Raw genomic sequence first — 20,582 nt, 5'->3', positions numbered from 1 at the left:
CTGCGCTCGCAATGACGAGCTACTCGATCACCCGTGCCCGCAAATCGGCATCGGGAACGAAGCACGCATCATACTTCCCAAAAATGCGATAGCGGTTGTGCGCGATGAGGCCGTACATTGCATTCCGCAGCGGCTTCGGCACGGCGAACAGCGCGTGCGTCCAGCTCCAGCCTGGCAGATGCGACAGCACCGTCAGCGCGGCATCGGACTTCATAAACACCTCGCCGCCATGGACCACCGCATTGGTATCGGGATCGTCGGCATCGATGCCGAACGTCCGCGCGAGCTTTGCCCCATAGTCCGATTGAATGGGCGTGAACCGAAAGCGCTTCGTCGTGTCGCGCTGCGCGACGAACCGCACCCAGCGCGAGCAGAAGATGCAGACGCCGTCGAACAGGATCACGTCGTCATCAGGCCATTTTTGCATCAGCGATTATCCAACATCCGGGGCGCGACCAGGAAATACAGCGTCATGGCCTGTTCGCCACCACCAGCTTTAGCGCACGCGCGAGCTCGCTGCTTGCGGCTCGGACGCCGGCCTCGGTCTCGATCATCCAGTGCCCCTCGCTGCCCACGGCCGGCAGGATGCGAACATCGTCCTTGCCGCCGCCGCTGCGAAACGCATCCGCCAGCTCTTTCGAAAATGCGGGCGCAAAATAGCTGTCATTGACTGCGACCAGCGATGTGACGGGAATGCGCCCCCCCTTGCCGAATTCGGCCGCAGCCGCGAGAAGCGTATGTGGCGCGCAAATCCGGTTCGGTTCATCGTTGGCATGGCCGCCGCGCCCTGGCGCAAAAGCGACGATCGCGGAAATCCGTTTCGGATCGGCGTTCGCAAGCGCCAGCGCGCCCCAGCCGCCGGCCGAATGGCCGATCACGACCGCGGCATCCTTGCGGATAAAAGCCTGCTTTTGCAGATAGTCCAGCGCGAGCGAAATTTGCTCCGCTGTCGCGCGGCCCGCGCGTGCGTAGTCCGCTTCGTCGCAGCCGCCCTGGTCTTCGACATAGCGGCCGCCGGTCGCGCCATGGCCGAGTCGCTCCGGCACCAGCACGGCAAAGCCGCGCGCGACGAGAAACGCTGCGAGTGCGCGATATTCCGGCTGCGGCATTTGTGCGCGACGCAACACGTTTTGTGTCGACGCATGTGCGATCACCGCAAGCCGAAACGGACCGGCATCGGCGGGACGAAACAGCAGCGCGCGTGCGGCAATGTCGGTATCCGGGGACGGCACGCGCCATTCCTGCCGCCGGAACGGCTCGCTCTCTGCGCCCGCTGCCCCGAACGTGACCTGAGCGCTCAGAGGCTGCGCCGTCAGCACGGACAGCAGAAGGAGAGCAAGGGTATCGAGGAGCCGCATGAATGACCGAGGACGAACACGGATGACACAGGCCAGAGTATTCGGAACGAATCACTCTGGGCGGACTTTCTGCGTTGCCATCGCCGTTCGTTCGCTGAGACCGCGGAGTTTTGCACCGGCGCATGGCAGACCACTGCCGTTCGAAATGGCGGCTTGTCTTTTTTCGGTACAACATGGTTAAAATACTGATGCAGAAAGTCCACAGGTTAACCGATAATTAACGATAGGTCTTGCCGCCGGCGCGGCGACTTGGTTTGATCGCCTCCATGAGCACAACCCTGATCGAGGTCCGGCCGGCCAAAGCTGCAGATGCAACTGCGGTGGCGTCCACCCATGACGAAGCCTGGCGTTCCGCCTATCAGGGCATCATTCCTGGCGCCGAGCTGGAGAAGCTGATCAACCGTCGCGGTCCGCAGTGGTGGGACAGCGCGATCCGCAAGGGCAGCCGCGTCAGCGTGCTGGTGTTCGGCGACAAGATCGCGGGTTACGCGAACTACGGCCGCAATCGCGCCCGCAGCCTGCATTTCGACGGCGAGATCTATGAGCTGTACCTGCGCCCCGAGTTTCAGGGCCTCGGCTTCGGCCGTCGCCTGTTCACCGCCGCCCGCCGCGACCTCATGCAGAGCAATCTGAAGAGCATGGTGGTGTGGGCGCTCTCGGACAACGATCCGGCGACCGAGTTCTACCGTGCCTTGGGCGGCCGCATGGTGGCGCGCTCCTCGGAGCGGTTCGGGCCGAAGTCGCTCGACAAGGTTGCCTTCGCCTGGACCAATTGACCTGCTGAAACCTTAATCGGCAGCGCTGCCCATTCGTCGATACCCGTTGCTTTTTGTGCCGGTGATCGCTGGATTCATTATTTCAAAAAACACGATGGATTGGGGGGCCAAGCCCGCGTATGACAGCGCCAAAATCGCTGCCGGGCGCGATTTAACCTCGGCGACAACGGAGCCTATTTAATGCGTATCGATGCGGTCTCGATCGGAAAAAACGTCCCTGAGGACGTCAACGTCATCATTGAAGTCCCCGTGGGCGGCGAACCGATCAAATACGAGATGGACAAGGAAGCCGGCACGCTGGTGGTCGACCGCTTCCTCTACACGCCGATGCGTTACCCCGGAAACTACGGTTTCATCCCGCACACCCTGTCCGATGACGGCGACCCCTGCGACGTGCTGATCATCAACACCCGCGCCATCATCCCCGGTGCCGTCATGAGCGTGCGCCCGGTTGGCGTGCTGTTCATGGAGGACGAGGCCGGCGGCGACGAGAAGATTCTGGCGGTGCCGTCGTCAAAGCTGACGCAGCGCTACGACAAGGTGAGGTCGTATTCCGACCTGCCCGATATCACGCTGCAGCAGATCCAGCACTTCTTCGAGCACTACAAGGATCTCGAGAAGGGCAAGTGGGTGAAGATCATGCGCTGGGGCGGCCCCGAGGAAGCGCAGAAGCTGATCCTCGAAGGCATCGAGCGCGAGAAGAAAAAGAAGGCGTGAGTTTTTGAGCGCAGCGTGAAACGATGCGCTGCTGAGCCGGGGCCCCAGTACAGCGGTGCCATGGGTCCCGGCTCAGCGTCGCGTCCGGGACACGAGAGTGGCGCTACACCGCTGGCCTTGGCACCCCAGCGATCGCACAAGCTGCGCGCAGCGTGTTCACGAGCAGGCAGGCGACCGTCATCTGGCCGACGCCACCCGGCACCGGCGTCACCGCACCGGCAACGCCAAGCGCTTCCTGATAGGCGACATCGCCGACGAGGCGGGTCTTGCCGTCGGCCTTCGGCATGCGGTTGATGCCAACATCGATCACGGTCGCACCCGGCTTCAGCCAGTCGCCGCGCACCATCTCGGGCTTGCCGACCGCGGCATAGACGAGATCAGCCTGCCTCACGAGTCCGGGCAGGTCGCGCGAGCGCGAATGGGCGATCGTCACCGTCGCGTTCTCGTTCAGCAGCAACTGCACCAGCGGGCGGCCGACCAGATTGGAGCGGCCGATCACGATGGCGTTCATGCCCTCGAGGGAAGGGTGCACGCTCTTGGTCAGGATGATGCAGCCGAGCGGGGTGCAGGGCGACAGCGCCGCGAAGCCGCCGGCGAGCCGCCCGGCATTGTTCGGATGCAGGCCGTCGACATCCTTGGCAGGATCGATGGCATTGATCACCGCCTCTGTGTCCAGCCCCTTGGGCAACGGCAATTGCACGAGAATGCCGTGCACGGCGGGATCGCGATTGAGCTTTGCGACCACGGCCAGCAGATCGGCTTGCGAGACGTCCACCGGCAGCTTGTGCTCGAACGAGGCCATGCCGGCTGCCTGGGTCTGCGTATGCTTGGAGCGGACATAGACTTCGCTGGCGGGATCGTTGCCGACCAGGACCACTGCGAGGCCCGGCACCAGATCGTGGTCGCGCTTGACGCGGGCGACCTCGTCCGCGACGCGCGCACGAAGGTCCGCGGCGATGACTTTTCCATCGATGATCGTGGCCGTCATGTCAGTTCCTTATGCCTGTCGATTTGACGGAAGCGAGCTCGCGCAACGCCTCGGTAAGTCGTGCCGGATCGCCCGCGATGGCGACCTGCTTCAGCCGCGACGTCGTCCCCGACAAAAGAGTGACGCTGGCCTTGGGTACGCCAAGCGATTTCGCCAGCAGCACCAGCACGGCGCGATTGGCCTCGCCGCCATCGGCGATGGCACGCACACGCACCTTCAGCACACTGCGGCCGTCGGAGAGCTGTTCGACCCCGTCGACGCCGTCACGTCCGCCCCGCGGCGTCACCCGCAACGCGATGCTGACGCCCGTGGTGGAGATCCGCCAAGGATCCATCGAGGCTCCATCACGGTTTCGCCGGACTAGGGCACGTTCGGATAGACGTACTCGGCGAGATAGAGCTGGATCAGCCAAAGCACGAAGAAGGCGACGATCGGAGACAGATCGAGCCCGCCCATCGCAGGCAGCCGGCGCCTGATAGGGCCGAGGACCGGCTCGGTAATCCGATAGAGAAATTCCCAGACCGCGCCGACGAACTGGTTGCGGGTATTCACGACATTGAACGCGATCAACCAGGACAGGATTGCCGATGCGATCAGCAGGTAGATGTAGAGATTGATGATCTGGATCAGAATGAAGACTATCGGGCGCATCAGCGAAACACTCTCTGGGCCAGTCGTGGGACGGGTCTTGGCTAGATACCGGTTCCCCCCGGCCCAAACAAGGGAGGTCGGTGCCCGGATGGCTAAAACCGGGTTGCACCCGTCCTTGACTTGACCTTGGCAGGGACTTAAATGGCGCCCGGTTGTCGGCCGCGTTTACCAGAGCGGCCAGCAAAGGGGCCATAGCTCAGCTGGGAGAGCGCGTCGTTCGCAATGACGAGGTCGGCGGTTCGATCCCGCCTGGCTCCACCAGCCTTCGCTCGCTACGCGAGCTACGGCTAGGCAAGCCAGCCGAGCTACCTCGCAGCGAAGTGAGCGAAGGCTGTCCCGGCATAGCCCGCAGGGCGACGGCGGACCTATCCACGGAGTGCTTCCCTACTTCCCCGTAAAGCGCGGCGGCCGCTTCTCCATGAAGCTTGCGACCCCCTCGCGAAAATCGCTGCCGTTCAACGCCACCATCATCTCCCGGTTCGCCTCGATGGTCGCCCCACTGAGGGTCTGGCCGGCACGCGTTCGCGCGCGCTCGTTGGCAACGAGCCTAGCATATCCAGGGATGAGGCAAGGACTTGCGCCAAGGACTTGCACCAAGGACTTGCACCAAGGACTTGCGCGAACGCGCGATCACTCGGCGGCTTGCGCCAGCACAGGCCGGTACGCCAGCCAGCCGTCGATGAAACGATCGAGCCAGACGCGTTCCGCGGCATCGTAGACCGCGCGATCGGCAAAATGATGATGCCGTTCGCGCGCGCCAGGCGCGCTGAGACCGTCATAGCCGCGCGTGGTCCAGCAATGCATCATTGCGTAGGTCACGTCGGGATGAAACTGCACGCCGAAGGCATTGCCGGTGCGGAACGCCTGGATCGGAAAATCATCGCCTTCCGCAAGCAATTCGGCGCCGGAAGGCAACTGAAATCCCTCGCGATGCCAGTGATAGACCTGCGCCGGCCAGTCCGCGCAGAGCGCGCGGCCAGCCGCGGTCGGGCGGATCGGGTAGTAGCCGATCTGGGTCAGTGCCTGTGCATGCGGCGCGACGCGTGCGCCGAGCTGCATCGCCAGCATCTGCGCGCCCAGGCAGATGCCGAGGAACGGCCGCTGTTCGCGGAGTGGAATTTGGATCCAGTCGATCTCGCGGCGGACGTAGTCGTCGGGATCGTTGGCGCTCATCGGGCCGCCGAAGACCACGGCGCCGGCATGCCGGTCGAGCGTGTCGGGCAGGGGATCGCCGAAGCGCGGCCTGCGGATGTCGAGATGATGGCCGAGCGCGCGCAGCGCGTTGCCGACGCGGCCGGGCGTCGAGGATTCCTGGTGCAGGACGATCAGAACCGGCAGAGGGTGCTCTGAGGCGGCCGCGCTCGGCGTCCTTCTGGGGAAGGGCACCAATTCTGCGCCACCAAACCTGTCCGTCCGAAACGACATGGTCTCTGCGAGTGCTATCGGTTCAAGCCGCCAGCATAGCTAAGCGACGGTTAACATCGTGTGAGTTCGCGCACACACGCCCCGACATTGAAGCAAGCTCCGGGCCACTACGGGTGCTTCGGGCGTTCGTCAGAGCGTTTTCGAGCGAAGTGGATCCCGGTTCGCGTCAAGAAAACGCGTCAAACAAGAAGCCAGAGCTGTTCCGATTCCATCGGAACGGGCTCTAGCGTCTTTGCCGCTGGAACCGGCTGGTGGCGAACAGGATGAAGCCGCGCGGGAAGAAACGCAGTGCGAACGGCACGATCTTGATACCGAGACCCGGCAGCACGGCCCGTTTATTCGCCATCAGGCCACGATAGGCCTGCCGCGCGACATCGGCGGCGGGGACATTGAGAATCGCCGTATCGTGCCCGGAGCCGACGCCGGCGCGGGCCTGGAATTCGGTAGGCACCGGACCCGGGCAGAGCACGGTGACACGAACGCCGCGCGGCGCGAGCTCCGCCCGCAGGGCCTCGGTGAGCGAGATCACATAGGCCTTGGACGCGTAATAGACCGCCATGCCGGGACCGGGCAGGAAGCCCGCGACGGAGCCGACATTGAGCAGACCGCCCTTGTTCCGGATGAGCTGATCGGCAAAGCGCAGCGACAGATCAGTCAGCGCGCGGACGTTGACGTCGACGATGCCGACCTGCTCGTCGCGGTCGCGCTCGATGGCGTCGCCGAACACGCCGAAGCCGGCATTGTTGACGAGGTTGTCGAGCTCGACCTCTTCGGCAGCGAGCGCGGCGGCGATCCTTTCGCCGGCATCTGCTTGCTGCAGGTCGCAGGCGATCACGATCGGCTTCTTGCCACACTTGGCGGTGAGCTCGTTTGCGAGCGCCTCGAGCCGGTCGGCACGTCGCGCCGTCAGCGCGAGCCGGTGTCCGTTCGCGGCGAACACACGCGCCAGCTCCGTGCCGATGCCCGCCGAGGCGCCGGTGATCAAGGTTACCCGCTCAGTCACGATCGCAGTCTCTTGAATTGAAGTTTTTGACCTTCGTAATGGCGGAACTGGAGCATAGGCCACGCGCGACAGGCAAGCGGCGCTGGCAGCATGGCGGCCTGAGCGGGCAACAGGGAGCAGAAGAAACCGCGGATTTGCAGGGGAATCCGGAAACGTGAGGTCCGGAGGCTACATTAAAGTTTCGTCATGTGGTCCATACAACCGGAAATCATGCCGCGTTGGCGACAGCTCAGCCGCCGAGCGCGCCATCTTTGACCTGACCGCCGGCGCGGTTCGCGACCGCGTGCTTGAGATCGATCCGGTCGCGCTGGGAAATCCCGAGCAGGTCGGAGGCGCGCCAGACGACGTTGTCCTCGAACTCGGTGACCTCGCCGTCGGCATAGACCAGCTCCCACATCATCTGCACGATGCGCTTGCGGCCCTCTTCGTCGAGCGAGCGCATGATCGCGCTGGTGAAGTGATAAAGATCGACCGCCTCGCCCTCGACCTCAGTCGCATCCGCAATCAGCCGGTCGGCCGCGCCACGGTCGAGCTTAAAATGGCTTTCGATCAGATTGTGCAGCTTGCTCTGCTCGGCCTGCGTCGGCTGCCCGTCCAGCGAAACCACGTGGACCAGGAGTGCGGTGGCCGCCAGCCGATAATCGCTATCGCCGAAGGCGCGGTCCTGGGCATGAGGAGCAATAATGTCGGCGATGAATTGGCGCAGGCCGTCGAGCATAAGATCCTACCTGAATCGATGACGCCGCGGGGAACGCGGCCGCTACCGGCATTATATGAGTGGGAAACTCAACCGGCGCAACATGCGTCAGTTCCGCGCGCTGCATTACGTTTCGGCAATCTGGGTAGCGCTAATGCGCAAAGGCCTCACGGTATCTCGTACACCACCATCTTGTCGGCGATGCCGCGCAGCGCTGCCTGCTTCTGGATCGGCTTGATGGCACGTTGCTGCAAAACCTCGGCGACCGCCGGCGCATCCAGCACCGGGCCGGTGATATGGATCTCCCGCGCGGTCGACAGGCTCTGCACGCGCGCGGCGATGTTGACGGTCTGGCCGAAATAATCCTGCCGCTCATTGAGCATCACCGCGAGGCACGGACCTTCATGGATGCCGATCTTGACGATGAGATCAGCGGTGCCGCGCTGCTTGTTGAGCTGGTCCATCGCCGCGCGCATCCGCAGGCCCGCGACGATGGCATGCTCGGGACGGACGAAGGTCGCCATCACGGCATCACCAATCGTCTTCACCACCGCGCCTTTCTCGGACGAGATGATCTCCAGCAGCGCATGGAAATGCGCGCGCACGAGATCGAAAGCGGCAAGATCGCCGACGCGCTCGTAGAGCGCGGTCGAGCCCTTGAGGTCGGTGAACAGGAAGGTCAGCGAGGTGATCTGGAGCCGCTGATCGAGGCTGAGATTGTCCGCCTTGAAGACATCGCGAAAAGTCTGGTTCGACAGCATCCGCTTGGCGGTAAGGAACGGCTTGCGCTTGCCGATCAGATGATGGAGCGCTTCGGCCGCGATGAACACCGACGGCAGCACGCGGACGCCGGCCTGGTTCTCCAGCGACAGCCGCAGCGGGCCCGGCCGCATCGTCGCGGTGCCGGTCGGAGCCTGCACCCTGTTGTACATGATGGCGAGCTGCTGGCGGTCCTTGGTCGGCTCCCCCTGGACGTCGATGAAATGGGCGGCGTGCGTCACCGGCTCGAAGATGATGATGAAATCGTTCGGCAGTTGCAGCGACATCGTCGCCTTCTCGCCGGCCGGCAACTCCATCGTATCGAGCGTCACCTCGTTGGCGAGCGTGGCAAACGACTCCTTGTTGAAGTCGACGCCCGAACTCCAGAACACCTGCTTGAAATACTCCCACACCGGAAGCGAGTTGGGGTCGTGCGCCGCGATATGGCGCACGCGCGGATTCACCGTGAAGGAGACTTCGACCTGGTCATCGACCGAGGCCTTGTAGCCGCAGGCGCAAAGCGCACAGTGATAATCGTCCGGCTTCAGTGCCTTCAGCGTCGAGTGCGCCCCCAGCACGCCGCCGCATCCCGGGCACAGCACGTTCCAGCCGAGATCGAACAACCCGAGCCGTGCCGAATGCAGGAAGGCCGAGATCGCGCGCTCCTCATCCACGCCATGCTGCCTGGAGAAATCGAGCACATTGACGCGATTGAGCTCGTGATCCTCACCGTGACCGATGAGGTATTGAATCGCATCAACCGCCTTCGGGTCGGCGGTCTGCTTCAGGACCGAAAGCTGGGCTTGAATATCGCTCATGGCGCAACTCTATCTAGGGTGGATCACGCCATTAGCCAGACGAACGCCTGTCACCTGCGCGTGATGCGGAACATGGGTGAGTGATCCGGCTGGGTCGTGACGACACCATGCGGGATCACGGGAATTGTGTCGGCCAGCTCGACGCGGAACGCGCCGATCAGTCGCGCCAGCGCCAGCACGGATTCGGCTTGCGCGAACGGCGCGCCGACACAGACGCGCGGGCCCGCGCCGAACGGCAGATAGGCGAAGCGATCGGGCGCCTCTTTCGACATGAAGCGCTTTGGAATGAACGCGTTCGGCTGATCCCACAGCTTCTCGTGCCGGTGCAGCAGCCAGGGCGCGATCATGATGATGTCGCCCTTGCTGACTTTAGCACCGGCCACAACGTCCTTGCCGCGCGCGGCCCGGGCGACAAGGAAGGCCGGCGGATAGAGCCGCATGGTCTCATCGACCACGGCGCGGGTGAATTTTTGCCGGTCGATATCGGCCATGCTGTCGAGATGCTCGCCGCTTGTCTCGGAGGCGACCTCCTCCTGCGTATCAGGATCGAGCGCCAGCAGGTAAAGCGCCCAGAACAGCGCGGTCGCGGTCGTCTCATGACCTGCGAGGATCATGGTCGCAACCTCGTCGACGAGTTGCTCGTCTGAAAAGCCCTTGCCGGTTTCAGGATCGCGCGCCTCGTTCATGAGATCGAACAGATCGCGCGGCGGCGCGCCCTCATTCTTGCCCGCCGCCCGCCGCTCGGCGATCAGCATCGCGACGAATTCGGTCCAGCGGGTACGGAAGCGGGCGCGGGCTCGATCCATCGGCGTCGGCCAGGAGACCGGCAGCACCATGTCGAGGAAGTAGGCCCGCCCGAGCCGCTCGGCATATTCCATGACGAAGTTGCGCAAGGTCGGACCGTGCCGGTCCATGCCGAACGAGAACATCGTGCGGCCGGCGATCTCCAGCGTCATGCGTTGCATGATCTCGCGCAGATCAATCGGCTCGTTCGTGCGCGCATCCAGCTTCGCGATGGTCTCGTCGAGCACCGCCGTCATGTGCGGGACGAGATTGGCGGTGGCGCGCGGCGTGAAGGCGGGTGCGAGCGTCCGGCGCTGATGCGTCCAGGCGTGGCCCTCGGCGAGCAGGAGACCTTCACCGAGCACGGGACGCAGCATGCGGATGCCCGCCGGTGTCCGCGTATAGTTCTCGTAATTGCTGAGCAGGACGTGCCGGATCGCATCCGGCTGGTTCAGGATGAAGCTCTTGTGCAGGAGGAAGCGGCCCTGGATGATCTCTTCCTCATAGGCGCGCTGCCCCCAGGTGGCGATCATGTTCTGCTTGATCACCGCAAGCCGGCCGAAGAACGACAGATTGTCCGGCGCGCGCGGCGGGGTCGGGGGGATGATGGGCCGACGCACGCTGGCGATGTTCATGGCTCTCTCCCGCAGACCTCACGCAGGCAATTAGCTAGTAAGTCAGTTCGGCAACCGCAATCCTGTTCTCGGAGGCCGGCCAGGCGCGTGCCACAATTCGTTCTTGGTTGAACTGGGCCACGATATTGCGCCCGACCTCGCTGGCCGGAAGGCGCAGGGTTGCTGCCGCATCCGTGGGCACGCCCGGATGGACGTCGGCGGGCTCCTGGCCGTCGAACAGGACGATGTCGCGCGGCAGGCCGAAATAGCCGCGCGGGCGTGTCATGATCACGACCGCGCCGGCGTCCTTGTCCGCCGGCATGAACGGGCGCGCGGCGCGCAGATGCACGACGTCGGAGGAGCGCGGGAAGGGCGAGCGGTAGAAATGCGTAATCGGGGCGTCCGGCGTAGTCAGGACGATCTCGAGCGGCGAGGTCGGATCGACCGTGGCCGGCCCCCAGCGGCCGTCGGCGCCCGTCGTCGCGCGGTGCACCACATCGCCCCTTCGCTCCCCGCTCTCGCGGTCGACATAGTTGATCTCCACCACCGCCCCGGCCACGGGGCGATTGGTCGGCACACCGTCTACCGCGCCCGTGACCAATCCACTGATGTGAACGGTCTGCTCTGGCGCGATCGCGATGCGCGCAGGTTCGCGGCCGGCGATGAACTTGTAGATCTCCCGGAAAGCGCGCGGGTGATAAGCCGTCTCGCGATGGTCGATCGTGCCGAGCACAAGATTGGTCGCGCCCTTCAGCTCCGGCCCCTCGGCGGTGACGTTTGTCGGCATGCCCGGCTTGCCCATGAAGCGGCCATCGGGTTGCGCATATTTGTCCATGCCGTCGCTGCGCAGGGTGAGGAAAGCCGTGCCCGGCGTCACCTCGCTGTCGCCGTCGTTCAGGCCGCGCAGGAAGGGTCCGCGTCCGTTGAACTCGCTGCCGAGGAGATCATCGAGCGCAAACACGCCGTGATTGGGCGTGCCGCACAGGACGGCGTGACTGACGTCGCCGGCGCCCCCGTTCTTGATGACGTTGCGGATGGAGTTACCACCGCGCGAATTGCCGACCAGCGCGACGCGCGACGCGCCGGTGCGGCGCTTCAGCTCGGCGATGGCGGCGGCAAGCTCGCGGCGCTGATCCTCGGTCGAGGAGCGGTTGGCTTGCTCGACCGTATCGTCGCTGCGCGCGCTGGGATTGGTGAAATTGATCGCCATCATGCTGTCACGCGCGATGCCGTTGGATTCCATCCGCCACAGCGTCGTCATCCAGAGTGCGTCGTAGTCGCCATTGCCATGGACGAACAGGATCGGCGGCACCTCAGGGTTGTTGTCTGGACTCCGGGCCGCTGACGGCGCTTGCGCCAGCGCATCGCCGCGGAAGCTCGCAACCGCGAAAGCCAGGCCACCCGCACCCTGCAGGATCGTCCGTCGTGACAGCTTCATCTGTTCCTCCCCGTCAGAACCATGTCTTTGCACCGCTTATAGCGGCCTAACCACTGGACAGCGAAGGACTTTCGCAGGCATCACTGGAGATGCCGAAATCATTGAAGTCATTTCTGCCAGACGAGTTGTAAGAGGATATGACCGAGCAGACCAACCGCCAGAGACGCTCCACCGACGGCATTGCGGCGCCGCTGCGGTATACCGTGTTCCGGCGTATCTGGCTCGCGAGCCTGCTTTCCAATCTCGGCCTCCTGATCCAGGGCGTGGGCGCGGCCTGGGCGATGACGCAGATGGCGGCCTCCGCCGACAAGGTGGCGCTGGTGCAGACCGCCCTGATGCTGCCGATCATGCTGATCTCGATGCCGGCCGGCGCCATCGCCGACATGTATGACCGGCGCATCGTGACGCTGGTCTCGCTCATGATCGCGCTGATCGGCGCGTCCGCCCTCACCGTCCTGGCCGGGCTCAAGCTTATCACCCCGGAGACGCTGCTGGCCTTCTGCTTCGTCGTCGGCAGCGGCAATGCGCTGTTCGGACCGGCCTGGCAGTCCTCGGTCAGCGAGCAGGTGCCGCCCGAAGCCCTGCCATCGGCCGTCGCGCTCAACGGCATCAGCTACAATATCGCACGCAGCTTCGGCCCCGCGGTGGGCGGCGTCATCGTCGCCGCGCTCGGGGCGGTGGCGGCGTTTGCCTGCAACGCGATCCTCTATCTGCCGCTGCTGGTGGTGCTGCTGCTCTGGCAGCGGACGACCGAGCCCTCGCGCCTGCCACGGGAAAGGCTCAACCGTGCGATGGTCTCGGGCTTCCGCTACATCACCAACTCGCCGCCGATCAAGATCGTGCTGTTGCGTACGCTGGTGATGGGCCTGTGCGGCGGTGCCGTGATGGCACTGATGCCGCTGGTCGCGCGCGACCTCCTGCATGGCGGCGCGCAGACCTACGGCATCATGCTCGGCGCTTTCGGCATGGGCGCCGTCGTCGGCGCGCTCAACATCCACGAATTGCGCAAGCGCATGAGCGGCGAGTCCGCGATCCGCGCCTGCACGATCACGATGGCGTTTGCGATGGCGGCGCTAGCGCTCTCCAGCGAGCCGGTGCTGACCGCGGCTGCGCTGGTGCTGGCCGGCGCGGTCTGGATGGCCTCCGTCGCACTGTTCAATATCGGTGTGCAGCTTTCGGCGCCGCGCTGGGTCGCGGGGCGATCCCTCGCCGCGTTCCAGGCTTCGATCTCCGGCGGCATCGCGATCGGGGCCTGGGGCTGGGGCCATCTCACCGACTATGCCGGCGTCGAGGTCGCGTTGCTGGTGGCCGCCGGTCTGATGCTGCTCTCGCCGCTGCTGGGAATCTGGCTTGCGATGCCGCGCGTCGGCGCCCGCAACGAGGATGCCGAGGTGCTGGCCGATCCCGAAGTCAAGCTGTCACTGACCGGGCGCAGCGGACCGCTGGTGGTCGAGATCGAATATCGCGTCTCCCAAGCGAACGCGCGCGCCTTCCACAATGTGATGCAGGACGTGCAGCTCTCCCGGCAGCGCAACGGCGCCTATGGCTGGTCGATCGCGCGGGACATCGCCGATCCCGAATTGTGGACCGAGCGCTATCACTGCCCGACCTGGTTCGATTACTTACGCCAGCGCAACCGTTCGACCCAGTCCGAACGCGCGCTGCATCAGCAGGCGATCGATTTCCACATCGGCCCCGATCCGGTGCGGATCCGCCGCATGCTGGAGCGGCCGTTCGGCTCAGTGCGCTGGAAGGAAGAGACGCCGGATCGCGCCAACGCCGAGGTGCTGCCGGTGGTCGCGACGGCGGCGGGCAGCAGTACGTAGGCCTTTACTGCCCGTGCTCCGTCAGCACCTTGTCGCAGGCCTTGCTCAGCTTGGCGCGGTTCTGCTTCAGGCAGGCGAGCACGGCGCTATCGCCACTATTCATCACGGCGCGGCAATGACGCGTGACGTCGCGCGCGCAGGCATCGTGGCCGGGCTGCTGCTGCGCTGAAGCGCCGGATGCGCACAGTATCAAGGGAAGAATGAAAAGAAATCGGCTCATCGCGTAATACCTTGTACCCGGAAAGATGTGCGGGCGAAGCTAGAGCGGTGATGCAGGAGCCGCAACGGCTTTATTGGCAGGCTGACTTTGCAGGCTGATTGCCGCGTGGCCTCGGCTTGGCACCGGGGCACATCGCGTGGGGAGCTAACCGACGCAACGACGCTATCGTTGCGCTGTTATTGACCGTCCTGGGCGTCAGCGACCTTGCGTGAGGCGCCCTTGGCAAGATCCTTGTCCATCACGGCGCGGCAGCCGGCGCTCAGATCGGAGCGATGCTTCGTCATGCACGCGGTGATCTTCGGAATGTTCGGGATTTCCGACGAGCACAGGCGGAAGGCGTCGCCGGTGCACATCTGCTGCGCTTCGGCCGAGAAGGCGAAGCCCGAGGTGGTCGAGATGATCGAGACGATGGCGGCAAAGCCCAGAGCCAGGCCGGTGTCGCGGATCTTGGCGGTGAAGGACGAGGTGGTCATTCGAAGCTCCCATTGGCACCGCGGGAAGCGGGCCCGTTGTTGATGGGAATGACCATGCTCCTCCAAAATCCTTTCCACTGTGATCACCGTCACGGGCGGCCCACTCTCCGTGACATCGGTCACTTTGGCGCATTCATCTGAAATTCCACCGCAACCGCTGTCGTGTTGGTGTCACGTTAACTGTTCCTTCGCATTAATGGCCGGGCGCGCGGGCAATTCCGCTGGTTTGGTTGCGTATTTGGAAAGAGTAGCGATGCGTAATGCGTTGGGCCTGATGCTGGCCAGTGTCCTTGCGGCGGTCGTGATCGCCGGAGGTTGGTATTTTTATTCCTCGCGCGCCGACCAGGGCGCTCCCAAGACAACAGCCGCCCGTGCGGCCGATCCTCTGCCGGCGCCGGCCAAGCTTGCCGCCAAGGACGACGTCGAGACCACTGCGGCGCTCGCGGGCAAACCCGCCGCTCCTGCCGCCGGGTCCGCGCCAGCGCCCGCACCGGCGGTGGCACCGGTTCAGCAGACGACGACCTGCACCAATCCGAATGCATTGGGCGTCTCGCGCGTGGTCGAAATCGACACGACGGGCGGCCCGGGCTTTGGCTTCGAGCAGTTCAAGCAGTTTGATTTCCTTGCCGACAAGGAGGTCGTGCTGACCTTCGACGACGGTCCGTGGCCGCACAACACGCCCGCCGTGCTGAAGGCATTGGCCGATGAATGCACTAAGGGCCTGTTCTTCTCGGTCGGCAAGCACGCCACCTGGCATCCGGAGATCCTGCGTCAGGTTCTGGCCCAAGGCCACACGGTGGGCGCGCACACCTGGTCGCACGTCAATCTCAACGGCAAGAAGATGACGGAGCAGGAAGCCAAGGACGAAATCGAGAAGGGATTCAGTGCGGTGAAATGGGCGCTCGGCACCAATCCGTCGCCGTTCTTCCGCTTCCCGCAGCTTCAGCAGAATCCGGCGCTCGTGGGCTATCTCGGCAGCCGCAACCTCGGAATCTTCTCGACCGACGTCGACTCCTTCGATTTCCGCAAGGAGAGCACGCCGGACAAGATCATCAGCAACGTGATGACCAAGCTCGACAAGCTCGGCAAGGGCATCATCCTGATGCATGACTTCCAGAAGCGCACCGGCGAAGCGCTGCCGACGCTGCTCGCGCGGCTCAAGGCCGGTGGCTACAAGGTCGTGCAGATCAAGGCGAAGACGACATTCGATTCGCTGCCCGAGTATGACGAAGCGGTGCTCAGGGAGTTGAAGGTGCCTGCGTCCAGCGCGACCAACGCGCGCCCGGTCTCGAGCGTGGTGCAGACGGTTTCGCAGCGCTGAGCGCGTCAGGTTTCGACGAGCATGATGGCCGGGCTCAGCCCGGCCATTTCCATTTTGGGAGTGTCACGCCGCCGCTTACCAGTAGACGCCGTGGCGGTGCAGCTCGCTGATGATGCGGCCTTCGGTCCACGTCCGCGTGTGCCTGGGCTTGTCGGCTTTCGCGGTGGACTTGGGCGCAGGCTGGGACCCGGCAGGCGCCAACGTCGTCGTGTTCGCCGCGGCCGGTGCCGTGGCCGAAACCGCCGGCGGGCGATCGACATATTTCGGAGCGTCGGACACTGGCGCGACTTCGCTCACCTCGGTCGTTGCGGTCGTCGGCGCGGCCGCTTGTGCAGCCGGGGCCTGCTCATTGGCCGCGGCCAGCGAGAGGCTGCGTGCGCCGCCTGCCTGGGCGGATAGAACCATGGCGGCAACCAGAATGATCTTGCGCATGTGAAATCTCCCCGTGTTTGCGTGACCGCGACACTACGGGAGAGGTGCGCGAGGTTATGTGATGACAATCACGCAGGCCGCCGTCTCCGATTTCAGCAGCGCACCGCAGTGACACAAGCATCGAGCGCGATCACGGGCGCGCGGGCCTCAGTGGGCAAAACCTGGGCTTGTGACGATCGGATGAAATCTGAGTGCTGGTGCCGCAAGAGGGACTCGAACCCCCGACCCCGTCATTACGAATGACGTGCTCTACCAGCTGAGCTATTGCGGCGAACCCTGCCGGGCCCGGGCGATGCCGGCCCCGATACGCGCTCCTGATATCGGGCATGGCCCGGATTGGCAAGGACAAGCGGCAGGCGAATGCGGCTCACGCGCCCCAGCGCGACCAGAATCCGCGCCAGCCGCCGGCCTGGGCCTTGGGTGTACCGATTTGTTCCGTAAATTCATCGCTCGGACCGTCGTCATCGATGCCGGGATCATCCGGCGCCCGAACGATCGGGATGATGGCCTGGATCGGCGCCTGTATGGGCTTGCCGAGGTCGGCACGGGCCCGGAACACCGGGGTTGCCGCCAGCGGCGATGATTCGGCGGCCTCAGGGACCGGCTCGACCGGCTCAGCAGGTGTCACCCCCGGTTCTTCCTCGACCGCCGGGGGCGCGTTGTCCTGCGCGGCCGGAGCAGGGGCTGGGGTTGCGATCGGCGCGATCACGGCCGGTTCCGCCGGCGCATCGTTGGCTACGGTTACCCGCTTCGGCGGGGGGGCCGCGAGCATGGCTTCCTCGAAGGCGGAGGACTCGATCGTCGTGCTCTTGTCCGAAGGCAGGCTCGCCACCGGCGTCTGCCACTGGAAGGCGTCGAGCCGGCCGGTGACCGGAGAGACCGGACGCCAGCGTTCGCTGACATAGCCGTCCGCGGTCCAGGCCGGGTCGTGACGGGCGCGCACCGCGCGCAAGGTCCAGGCGCGGGCACGGCCGCCGTCGCCATGCTCGGTGCGCTCGAGCTCGGCCATCAGCAGCGCGACGCGCTGGGTCGGATCGTTGACGTAGGGCGCCAGCACCTTGCGCGCACGGGCGAACTCGGACGCATCGATCGCGGCGCGCGCGATCGCAAGCTGGCCCTCGACATGGCCGGCCTTGTCCGCCGGCGTTTTCGCCGCGAGCGTCTCGATCCGCTGCAGGCGCTGCCGCGCGGCATCGCCGAGTTTGACATGCGCATAGGCGTCGGCAAGATCAGGATGCGGATTGACAAGCCAGGCAGCCTCGACCAGCTTCATGGCGCGGCGCACCTGATGCGCCTCGCTCTCGAATTTCGCGGCGAGCACCGCCGCCGGCACCAGGGTCGGCGCAAGCTTGACGGCTTCCATGACGCTCTCGCGCGCGACGTCGCGATCCATCGTCTCCAATTCCAGCGCGCGCGCCGTCAGCAGCACGCCGCGCTGCCGGCGGTAGCCCTGCTTGTCGATCAGGCCCGCGGACAGGTTCGAATCCAGGATCGCGAGCGCGCCGCTCCAGTCGCCGCGCGCACAGCGAAAGCCGAGCACCGCATGCGAGGCCCAGGTCGAGGACGGCGACAGCTTGATCGCTTCCTCCGCGATCATCACGGCGCCGACCGCATCGTCGGCGCGCTGCGCCTCGATGAACAGGCCGCGCAGGCCGAGCAGCCGGGTATCCTCGCGCTCGGCCATGGCGCGGAAGGCGCGCTGCGCCGCGTCGCGATTGCCGTCGAGCTGAGCCGATTGCGCGTGCAGGAGAAGCGCAAGCGGATCGTTCGGCGCGTGTCGTCGCGCCGCTTCGGCGTGACGGCGGGCCAGCGCAGTATCGCCATGACCGATCGCGAGCAGGCCGTGGGTGATGGCGTGGCGGCCGCGGGCATGACGCTTTTCATGCCGGCGGCGGCGCATCCGCCCCGGTGCGCGCCAGATCACGGTCAGGATGCTCCAGAGCAAGACGATCAGGACTGCGAATATGCCGAGGCAGAGCACGAACACCGGAATGCTCGGTGAAGCCCGGAAACCGCCCCAGGTCAGCACGACATCGCCGGGCTGATCGGCAACCCAGGCCGCGCCGGCGCCTGCGAGCGCAATCAGAACAAGGAAGAGAACGATGCGAAGCATGGCTATCCCTATACGCGCGGATCGTTGCGCGAATCTTATTGACCAGGCCTATTGACCAGGCTTGGCGAGACCAGCGAGAGCGTCGTCGGCGAATTTGCGGGACGCCGCGAGCGCGGCATCGCGCGCGTCGGCCTTCTCGAGCCAGGCTTGTGCCGGCACGCGATCGGTCTCGGGCAGCGTCTTCAGCTCGCGGCGCGCCTCGACGAAATCGTTGCGCAGCGCCGCGGCCGTGACCCGCGCGACGATGGCGCCGCGGCCATTGCCGACGCCGTCGGTGCGCTCGATGCGGACGAGCTTTGACGCTCCCGCCTGAAGGCGCTCGACGATGCCGGCATTGCTGCTCGGCGCCTCCGGCGGCGGTGACAATTTCGGCACGATGTTGAGGAGCTCGCGGGTCAGAGCGACCGGCGTCGGAATCCCTGACGCGGCAAACGCATCAAGCGGCTTCAGCAGTTCGGGCTTGGTCGCGAGCGACCGCGCAGCAGTGAGCTGCGCCTCATAGGGATCATTGTGGCGAACGGCAACGTCGAGCAGGGTGGCGGCGACCACGTAGCGCAACGACTTGTCGTCCATCACCTTGGCATCGGCGATCTTTTCGCCCTGCTGTGCGAGCTCCGCGCGCGCGGTGGTGCTGGCGCGCTCGAGCCGGGAGATGCGGTCGTCAAGGGCGGCGAGGCCGGACGAGGCCGCCGCGTCGCCCGACGCGGATTTCGCGTCGTTCAATGCGCTCGCGGTCTTGTCGGATTGCGCGCGCAAATTGGCGATGTCGCCGCGCAGGGTGCCGACGGATTTGTCCAGCGCATCGAGCCGCGCGACGACGGCCGGATCGGCGGCGGGCTTGCCCGTCCTGGCTTCGACTGCGGCGACACGTCCGCCCAGCGCATCGACCGTGGCACTCGTCACTTGCGGCGTGGCCGGCGGCGCCTGCACCGCGGGCCAACCCAGCGCCCAGCCGACCGCGATCACGACTGCAGCTGCAACCGCGCCGGAAAATGGCGCGATGACCCAGGGAGAAATGGCGCCCGATGCAGCGGCGGCCTGCGCCTCGCCATGCTCCGGCGCGGCCTTGGTTGTCTCGACCTTGGCATCTTCACCACCGGTCTGCTCGGCGTTTGCTCGCTCGGCCGAAGGCTGCGCCTCCGGCTCACCCGCCACATCCTGCGGCTGGGTGGAGACTTCGGTCGCCTCGAGGTCGATGGTAGGCGGGGTGCGCTTGGCACGGCCGGACTCGGGGGCCAATCCTGCGTCTTCAGGCTTGTCGTCGGCCATCGTGACGGTTCCTCACACTTTCCTACCAGAGACGAGCCCGATTGCCTCGGATTCGGCCCGTCCTCTTACGCCAAACGGGTCCGCAACGCACGCTCCAAGGCGTCAAACAGGGCATTTTCGTCCGGGGTCGCGGCCACCAGGACCTGCGATGCCCCGGCATCACGCAGCACGCTGGCGATCGTCTCGGACAGACAGCATTGCGGGATCGCCAGCGCCGAGATTTCGACGCCTTCGTCCCGGGCCGCGTCCAGGAAGGCCCGCGCACTGCGCCGGGAGTAGTGTAGCACCGCCGCGATGCCATGCGCGGCAAAGCCGTCGCAGACGTCGCGCGGCAGAAGCTTGACCGGCACCATACGGTAGGTCGTCTGAGTGACCACGCTAAAGCCTTCCGCGCCGAGCTCGCCGCCGAGATCCCGCGACAGATCGGCGCCCGCAAGATAAAGCAGCGTACTCTTTTTCTTCAGCACCTTGGCGCGCGCGCTCTGCATCACCTTGTCGCGCAAGGAAGCGGCATCGCCGCCGGCGACGATCACGTCCGCGAAGCCGACTTCGCGTGCCACGGCAGCCGTGTGCTCGCCGACCGCGAACAGCGGCAGCTCCAAGAGGCCGAGGTCCCGCAATTGCGGCACGACGGCGCGGATCGCATTGGCCGATGTCACGATGATGGCGCTATAGCCCGTCTCACTCTCGTCATGGAAAGCGACCGGCTCGAACTTGAGCACCGGCGCGAGCAACACCACATGTCCCCGCGCGCGCAAATTTTCCGCCGTCGCCTCATTGTCGGGATGCGGCCGTGTGACAAGAATGGACATCGCTTGTGTTCCCGGACCACGTGGCGGCGACGCATTCGCGAGGGAGGACGGCGCGTGACGATTGCGCAAGCCAACCCCGGAATGCTACC

At 65.2% G+C, this 20,582-nt stretch carries 21 protein-coding genes, 2 tRNA genes and 1 pseudogene; 5 read left to right on the top strand and 19 right to left on the bottom strand.

Translation table 11 applies throughout. The features are described 5' to 3' along the window. Positions 1-19: 19 nt before the first annotated feature. Positions 20-427: a thiol-disulfide oxidoreductase DCC family protein gene (locus FXB38_RS20715; protein ID WP_148752830.1), complete on the bottom strand. Its 408-nt coding sequence runs from the start codon at positions 425-427 to the stop codon at positions 20-22. 43 nt (positions 428-470) lie between these two features. Further along, positions 471-1,358 (bottom strand): alpha/beta hydrolase family protein, encoded by an 888-nt coding sequence (locus FXB38_RS20710; RefSeq protein WP_148752829.1) that lies wholly within the window; start codon positions 1,356-1,358, stop codon positions 471-473. A gap of 266 nt (positions 1,359-1,624) precedes the next feature. On the opposite strand from FXB38_RS20710, the gene FXB38_RS20705 reads away from it, so the two are divergent. Both FXB38_RS20705 and ppa read left to right on the top strand, forming a co-directional pair. After that, positions 1,625-2,134, top strand: a complete 510-nt coding sequence (locus tag FXB38_RS20705; protein ID WP_027533231.1) for a GNAT family N-acetyltransferase — start codon at positions 1,625-1,627, stop codon at positions 2,132-2,134. Positions 2,135-2,314: 180 nt separating this feature from the next. Further along, entirely contained in the window at positions 2,315-2,851 is a 537-nt protein-coding gene (gene ppa / locus FXB38_RS20700; RefSeq protein ID WP_148752828.1) for an inorganic diphosphatase, read from the top strand. Positions 2,852-2,954: 103 nt separating this feature from the next. On the opposite strand, the gene folD is transcribed toward ppa, so the two are convergent. From folD to FXB38_RS20685, 3 genes are read right to left on the bottom strand one after another with little or no spacing between them, the layout of a single operon-like run. Next, positions 2,955-3,839, bottom strand: coding sequence for a bifunctional methylenetetrahydrofolate dehydrogenase/methenyltetrahydrofolate cyclohydrolase FolD (gene folD / locus FXB38_RS20695; protein ID WP_148752827.1), 885 nt, complete (start codon positions 3,837-3,839; stop codon positions 2,955-2,957). A gap of 1 nt (position 3,840) precedes the next feature. Next, the gene (locus FXB38_RS20690) at positions 3,841-4,173 is read right to left on the bottom strand and encodes a DUF167 domain-containing protein (protein WP_148752826.1); all 333 of its coding nucleotides are present in this window, start codon (positions 4,171-4,173) and stop codon (positions 3,841-3,843) included. Positions 4,174-4,199: 26 nt separating this feature from the next. Continuing rightward, positions 4,200-4,490, bottom strand: a complete 291-nt coding sequence (locus FXB38_RS20685; RefSeq protein WP_148752825.1) for a YggT family protein — start codon at positions 4,488-4,490, stop codon at positions 4,200-4,202. 185 nt (positions 4,491-4,675) lie between these two features. Between FXB38_RS20685 and FXB38_RS20680 the strand changes: the two genes are divergently transcribed. Further along, positions 4,676-4,751: transfer RNA gene (locus tag FXB38_RS20680), tRNA-Ala, on the top strand. A 123-nt stretch (positions 4,752-4,874) separates the two neighbouring features. Here the strand turns inward: FXB38_RS20680 and FXB38_RS43910 are convergent. The 7 genes and pseudogenes from FXB38_RS43910 to FXB38_RS20645 form a co-directional block, all read right to left on the bottom strand. Next, positions 4,875-5,000: pseudogene (locus tag FXB38_RS43910) on the bottom strand (enoyl-CoA hydratase); the annotation flags it as partial. 120 nt (positions 5,001-5,120) lie between these two features. Continuing rightward, entirely contained in the window at positions 5,121-5,915 is a 795-nt protein-coding gene (locus FXB38_RS20670) for a glutamine amidotransferase (RefSeq protein ID WP_148752824.1), read from the bottom strand. Positions 5,916-6,138: 223 nt separating this feature from the next. After that, positions 6,139-6,918: an SDR family NAD(P)-dependent oxidoreductase gene (locus FXB38_RS20665; protein ID WP_148752823.1), complete on the bottom strand. Its 780-nt coding sequence runs from the start codon at positions 6,916-6,918 to the stop codon at positions 6,139-6,141. A 229-nt stretch (positions 6,919-7,147) separates the two neighbouring features. Beyond that, on the bottom strand, positions 7,148-7,636 hold the full coding sequence (locus FXB38_RS20660) for a tellurite resistance TerB family protein (protein ID WP_148752822.1): 489 nt from the start codon (positions 7,634-7,636) through the stop codon (positions 7,148-7,150). 146 nt (positions 7,637-7,782) lie between these two features. Beyond that, positions 7,783-9,192, bottom strand: a complete 1,410-nt coding sequence (locus tag FXB38_RS20655; protein WP_148752821.1) for an adenylate/guanylate cyclase domain-containing protein — start codon at positions 9,190-9,192, stop codon at positions 7,783-7,785. A gap of 50 nt (positions 9,193-9,242) precedes the next feature. Beyond that, positions 9,243-10,610 (bottom strand): cytochrome P450, encoded by a 1,368-nt coding sequence (locus tag FXB38_RS20650; protein WP_148752820.1) that lies wholly within the window; start codon positions 10,608-10,610, stop codon positions 9,243-9,245. Between the two features lie 34 nt (positions 10,611-10,644). After that, a complete protein-coding gene (locus FXB38_RS20645; protein WP_187435019.1) occupies positions 10,645-12,027 on the bottom strand; it encodes a hydrolase in 1,383 nt (460 codons plus the stop codon). A 137-nt stretch (positions 12,028-12,164) separates the two neighbouring features. On the opposite strand from FXB38_RS20645, the gene FXB38_RS20640 reads away from it, so the two are divergent. Continuing rightward, positions 12,165-13,853, top strand: coding sequence for an MFS transporter (locus FXB38_RS20640; RefSeq protein WP_148752818.1), 1,689 nt, complete (start codon positions 12,165-12,167; stop codon positions 13,851-13,853). Between the two features lie 4 nt (positions 13,854-13,857). Here FXB38_RS20640 and FXB38_RS20635 read toward each other — a convergent pair whose 3' ends face one another. Further along, a complete protein-coding gene (locus FXB38_RS20635) occupies positions 13,858-14,073 on the bottom strand; it encodes a hypothetical protein (protein ID WP_148752817.1) in 216 nt (71 codons plus the stop codon). 176 nt (positions 14,074-14,249) lie between these two features. Further along, on the bottom strand, positions 14,250-14,546 hold the full coding sequence (locus tag FXB38_RS20630; RefSeq protein WP_148752816.1) for a hypothetical protein: 297 nt from the start codon (positions 14,544-14,546) through the stop codon (positions 14,250-14,252). Positions 14,547-14,799: 253 nt separating this feature from the next. Between FXB38_RS20630 and FXB38_RS20625 the strand changes: the two genes are divergently transcribed. After that, positions 14,800-15,867: a polysaccharide deacetylase family protein gene (locus FXB38_RS20625; RefSeq protein WP_148752815.1), complete on the top strand. Its 1,068-nt coding sequence runs from the start codon at positions 14,800-14,802 to the stop codon at positions 15,865-15,867. A 75-nt stretch (positions 15,868-15,942) separates the two neighbouring features. On the opposite strand, the gene FXB38_RS20620 is transcribed toward FXB38_RS20625, so the two are convergent. From FXB38_RS20620 to FXB38_RS20600, 5 genes are all read right to left on the bottom strand, one after another. After that, positions 15,943-16,299 (bottom strand): hypothetical protein, encoded by a 357-nt coding sequence (locus tag FXB38_RS20620; protein WP_148752814.1) that lies wholly within the window; start codon positions 16,297-16,299, stop codon positions 15,943-15,945. A 195-nt stretch (positions 16,300-16,494) separates the two neighbouring features. Next, positions 16,495-16,570: transfer RNA gene (locus tag FXB38_RS20615), tRNA-Thr, on the bottom strand. 96 nt (positions 16,571-16,666) lie between these two features. After that, positions 16,667-18,412: a heme biosynthesis protein HemY gene (locus FXB38_RS20610; protein ID WP_148752813.1), complete on the bottom strand. Its 1,746-nt coding sequence runs from the start codon at positions 18,410-18,412 to the stop codon at positions 16,667-16,669. A gap of 48 nt (positions 18,413-18,460) precedes the next feature. Further along, positions 18,461-19,681 carry a COG4223 family protein gene (locus FXB38_RS20605; protein WP_148752812.1) on the bottom strand — a complete coding sequence of 407 codons (1,221 nt, stop codon included), beginning with the start codon at positions 19,679-19,681 and terminating at the stop codon, positions 18,461-18,463. A 65-nt stretch (positions 19,682-19,746) separates the two neighbouring features. Continuing rightward, positions 19,747-20,493, bottom strand: coding sequence for a uroporphyrinogen-III synthase (locus tag FXB38_RS20600; RefSeq protein ID WP_148752811.1), 747 nt, complete (start codon positions 20,491-20,493; stop codon positions 19,747-19,749). Between the last annotated feature and the right edge of the window lie 89 nt (positions 20,494-20,582).

It is taken from the genome of Bradyrhizobium cytisi (assembly GCF_008123515.1).
Classification (GTDB): domain Bacteria; phylum Pseudomonadota; class Alphaproteobacteria; order Rhizobiales; family Xanthobacteraceae; genus Bradyrhizobium; species Bradyrhizobium cytisi.
This window is presented reverse-complemented; position numbering and strand designations above follow the sequence as displayed.

Coding starts and splice junctions, on each gene's coding strand:
- FXB38_RS20715 (WP_148752830.1), bottom strand. CDS start 427: ATGCAAAAATGGCCTGATGACGACGTGATCCTGTTCGACGGCGTCTGC.
- FXB38_RS20710 (WP_148752829.1), bottom strand. CDS start 1,358: ATGCGGCTCCTCGATACCCTTGCTCTCCTTCTGCTGTCCGTGCTGACG.
- FXB38_RS20705 (WP_027533231.1), top strand. CDS start 1,625: ATGAGCACAACCCTGATCGAGGTCCGGCCGGCCAAAGCTGCAGATGCA.
- ppa (WP_148752828.1), top strand. CDS start 2,315: ATGCGTATCGATGCGGTCTCGATCGGAAAAAACGTCCCTGAGGACGTC.
- folD (WP_148752827.1), bottom strand. CDS start 3,839: ATGACGGCCACGATCATCGATGGAAAAGTCATCGCCGCGGACCTTCGT.
- FXB38_RS20690 (WP_148752826.1), bottom strand. CDS start 4,173: ATGGATCCTTGGCGGATCTCCACCACGGGCGTCAGCATCGCGTTGCGG.
- FXB38_RS20685 (WP_148752825.1), bottom strand. CDS start 4,490: ATGCGCCCGATAGTCTTCATTCTGATCCAGATCATCAATCTCTACATC.
- FXB38_RS20670 (WP_148752824.1), bottom strand. CDS start 5,915: ATGTCGTTTCGGACGGACAGGTTTGGTGGCGCAGAATTGGTGCCCTTC.
- FXB38_RS20660 (WP_148752822.1), bottom strand. CDS start 7,636: ATGCTCGACGGCCTGCGCCAATTCATCGCCGACATTATTGCTCCTCAT.
- FXB38_RS20655 (WP_148752821.1), bottom strand. CDS start 9,192: ATGAGCGATATTCAAGCCCAGCTTTCGGTCCTGAAGCAGACCGCCGAC.
- FXB38_RS20650 (WP_148752820.1), bottom strand. CDS start 10,610: ATGAACATCGCCAGCGTGCGTCGGCCCATCATCCCCCCGACCCCGCCG.
- FXB38_RS20645 (WP_187435019.1), bottom strand. CDS start 12,027: ATGAAGCTGTCACGACGGACGATCCTGCAGGGTGCGGGTGGCCTGGCT.
- FXB38_RS20640 (WP_148752818.1), top strand. CDS start 12,165: ATGACCGAGCAGACCAACCGCCAGAGACGCTCCACCGACGGCATTGCG.
- FXB38_RS20635 (WP_148752817.1), bottom strand. CDS start 14,073: ATGAGCCGATTTCTTTTCATTCTTCCCTTGATACTGTGCGCATCCGGC.
- FXB38_RS20630 (WP_148752816.1), bottom strand. CDS start 14,546: ATGACCACCTCGTCCTTCACCGCCAAGATCCGCGACACCGGCCTGGCT.
- FXB38_RS20625 (WP_148752815.1), top strand. CDS start 14,800: ATGCGTAATGCGTTGGGCCTGATGCTGGCCAGTGTCCTTGCGGCGGTC.
- FXB38_RS20620 (WP_148752814.1), bottom strand. CDS start 16,299: ATGCGCAAGATCATTCTGGTTGCCGCCATGGTTCTATCCGCCCAGGCA.
- FXB38_RS20610 (WP_148752813.1), bottom strand. CDS start 18,412: ATGCTTCGCATCGTTCTCTTCCTTGTTCTGATTGCGCTCGCAGGCGCC.
- FXB38_RS20605 (WP_148752812.1), bottom strand. CDS start 19,681: ATGGCCGACGACAAGCCTGAAGACGCAGGATTGGCCCCCGAGTCCGGC.
- FXB38_RS20600 (WP_148752811.1), bottom strand. CDS start 20,493: ATGTCCATTCTTGTCACACGGCCGCATCCCGACAATGAGGCGACGGCG.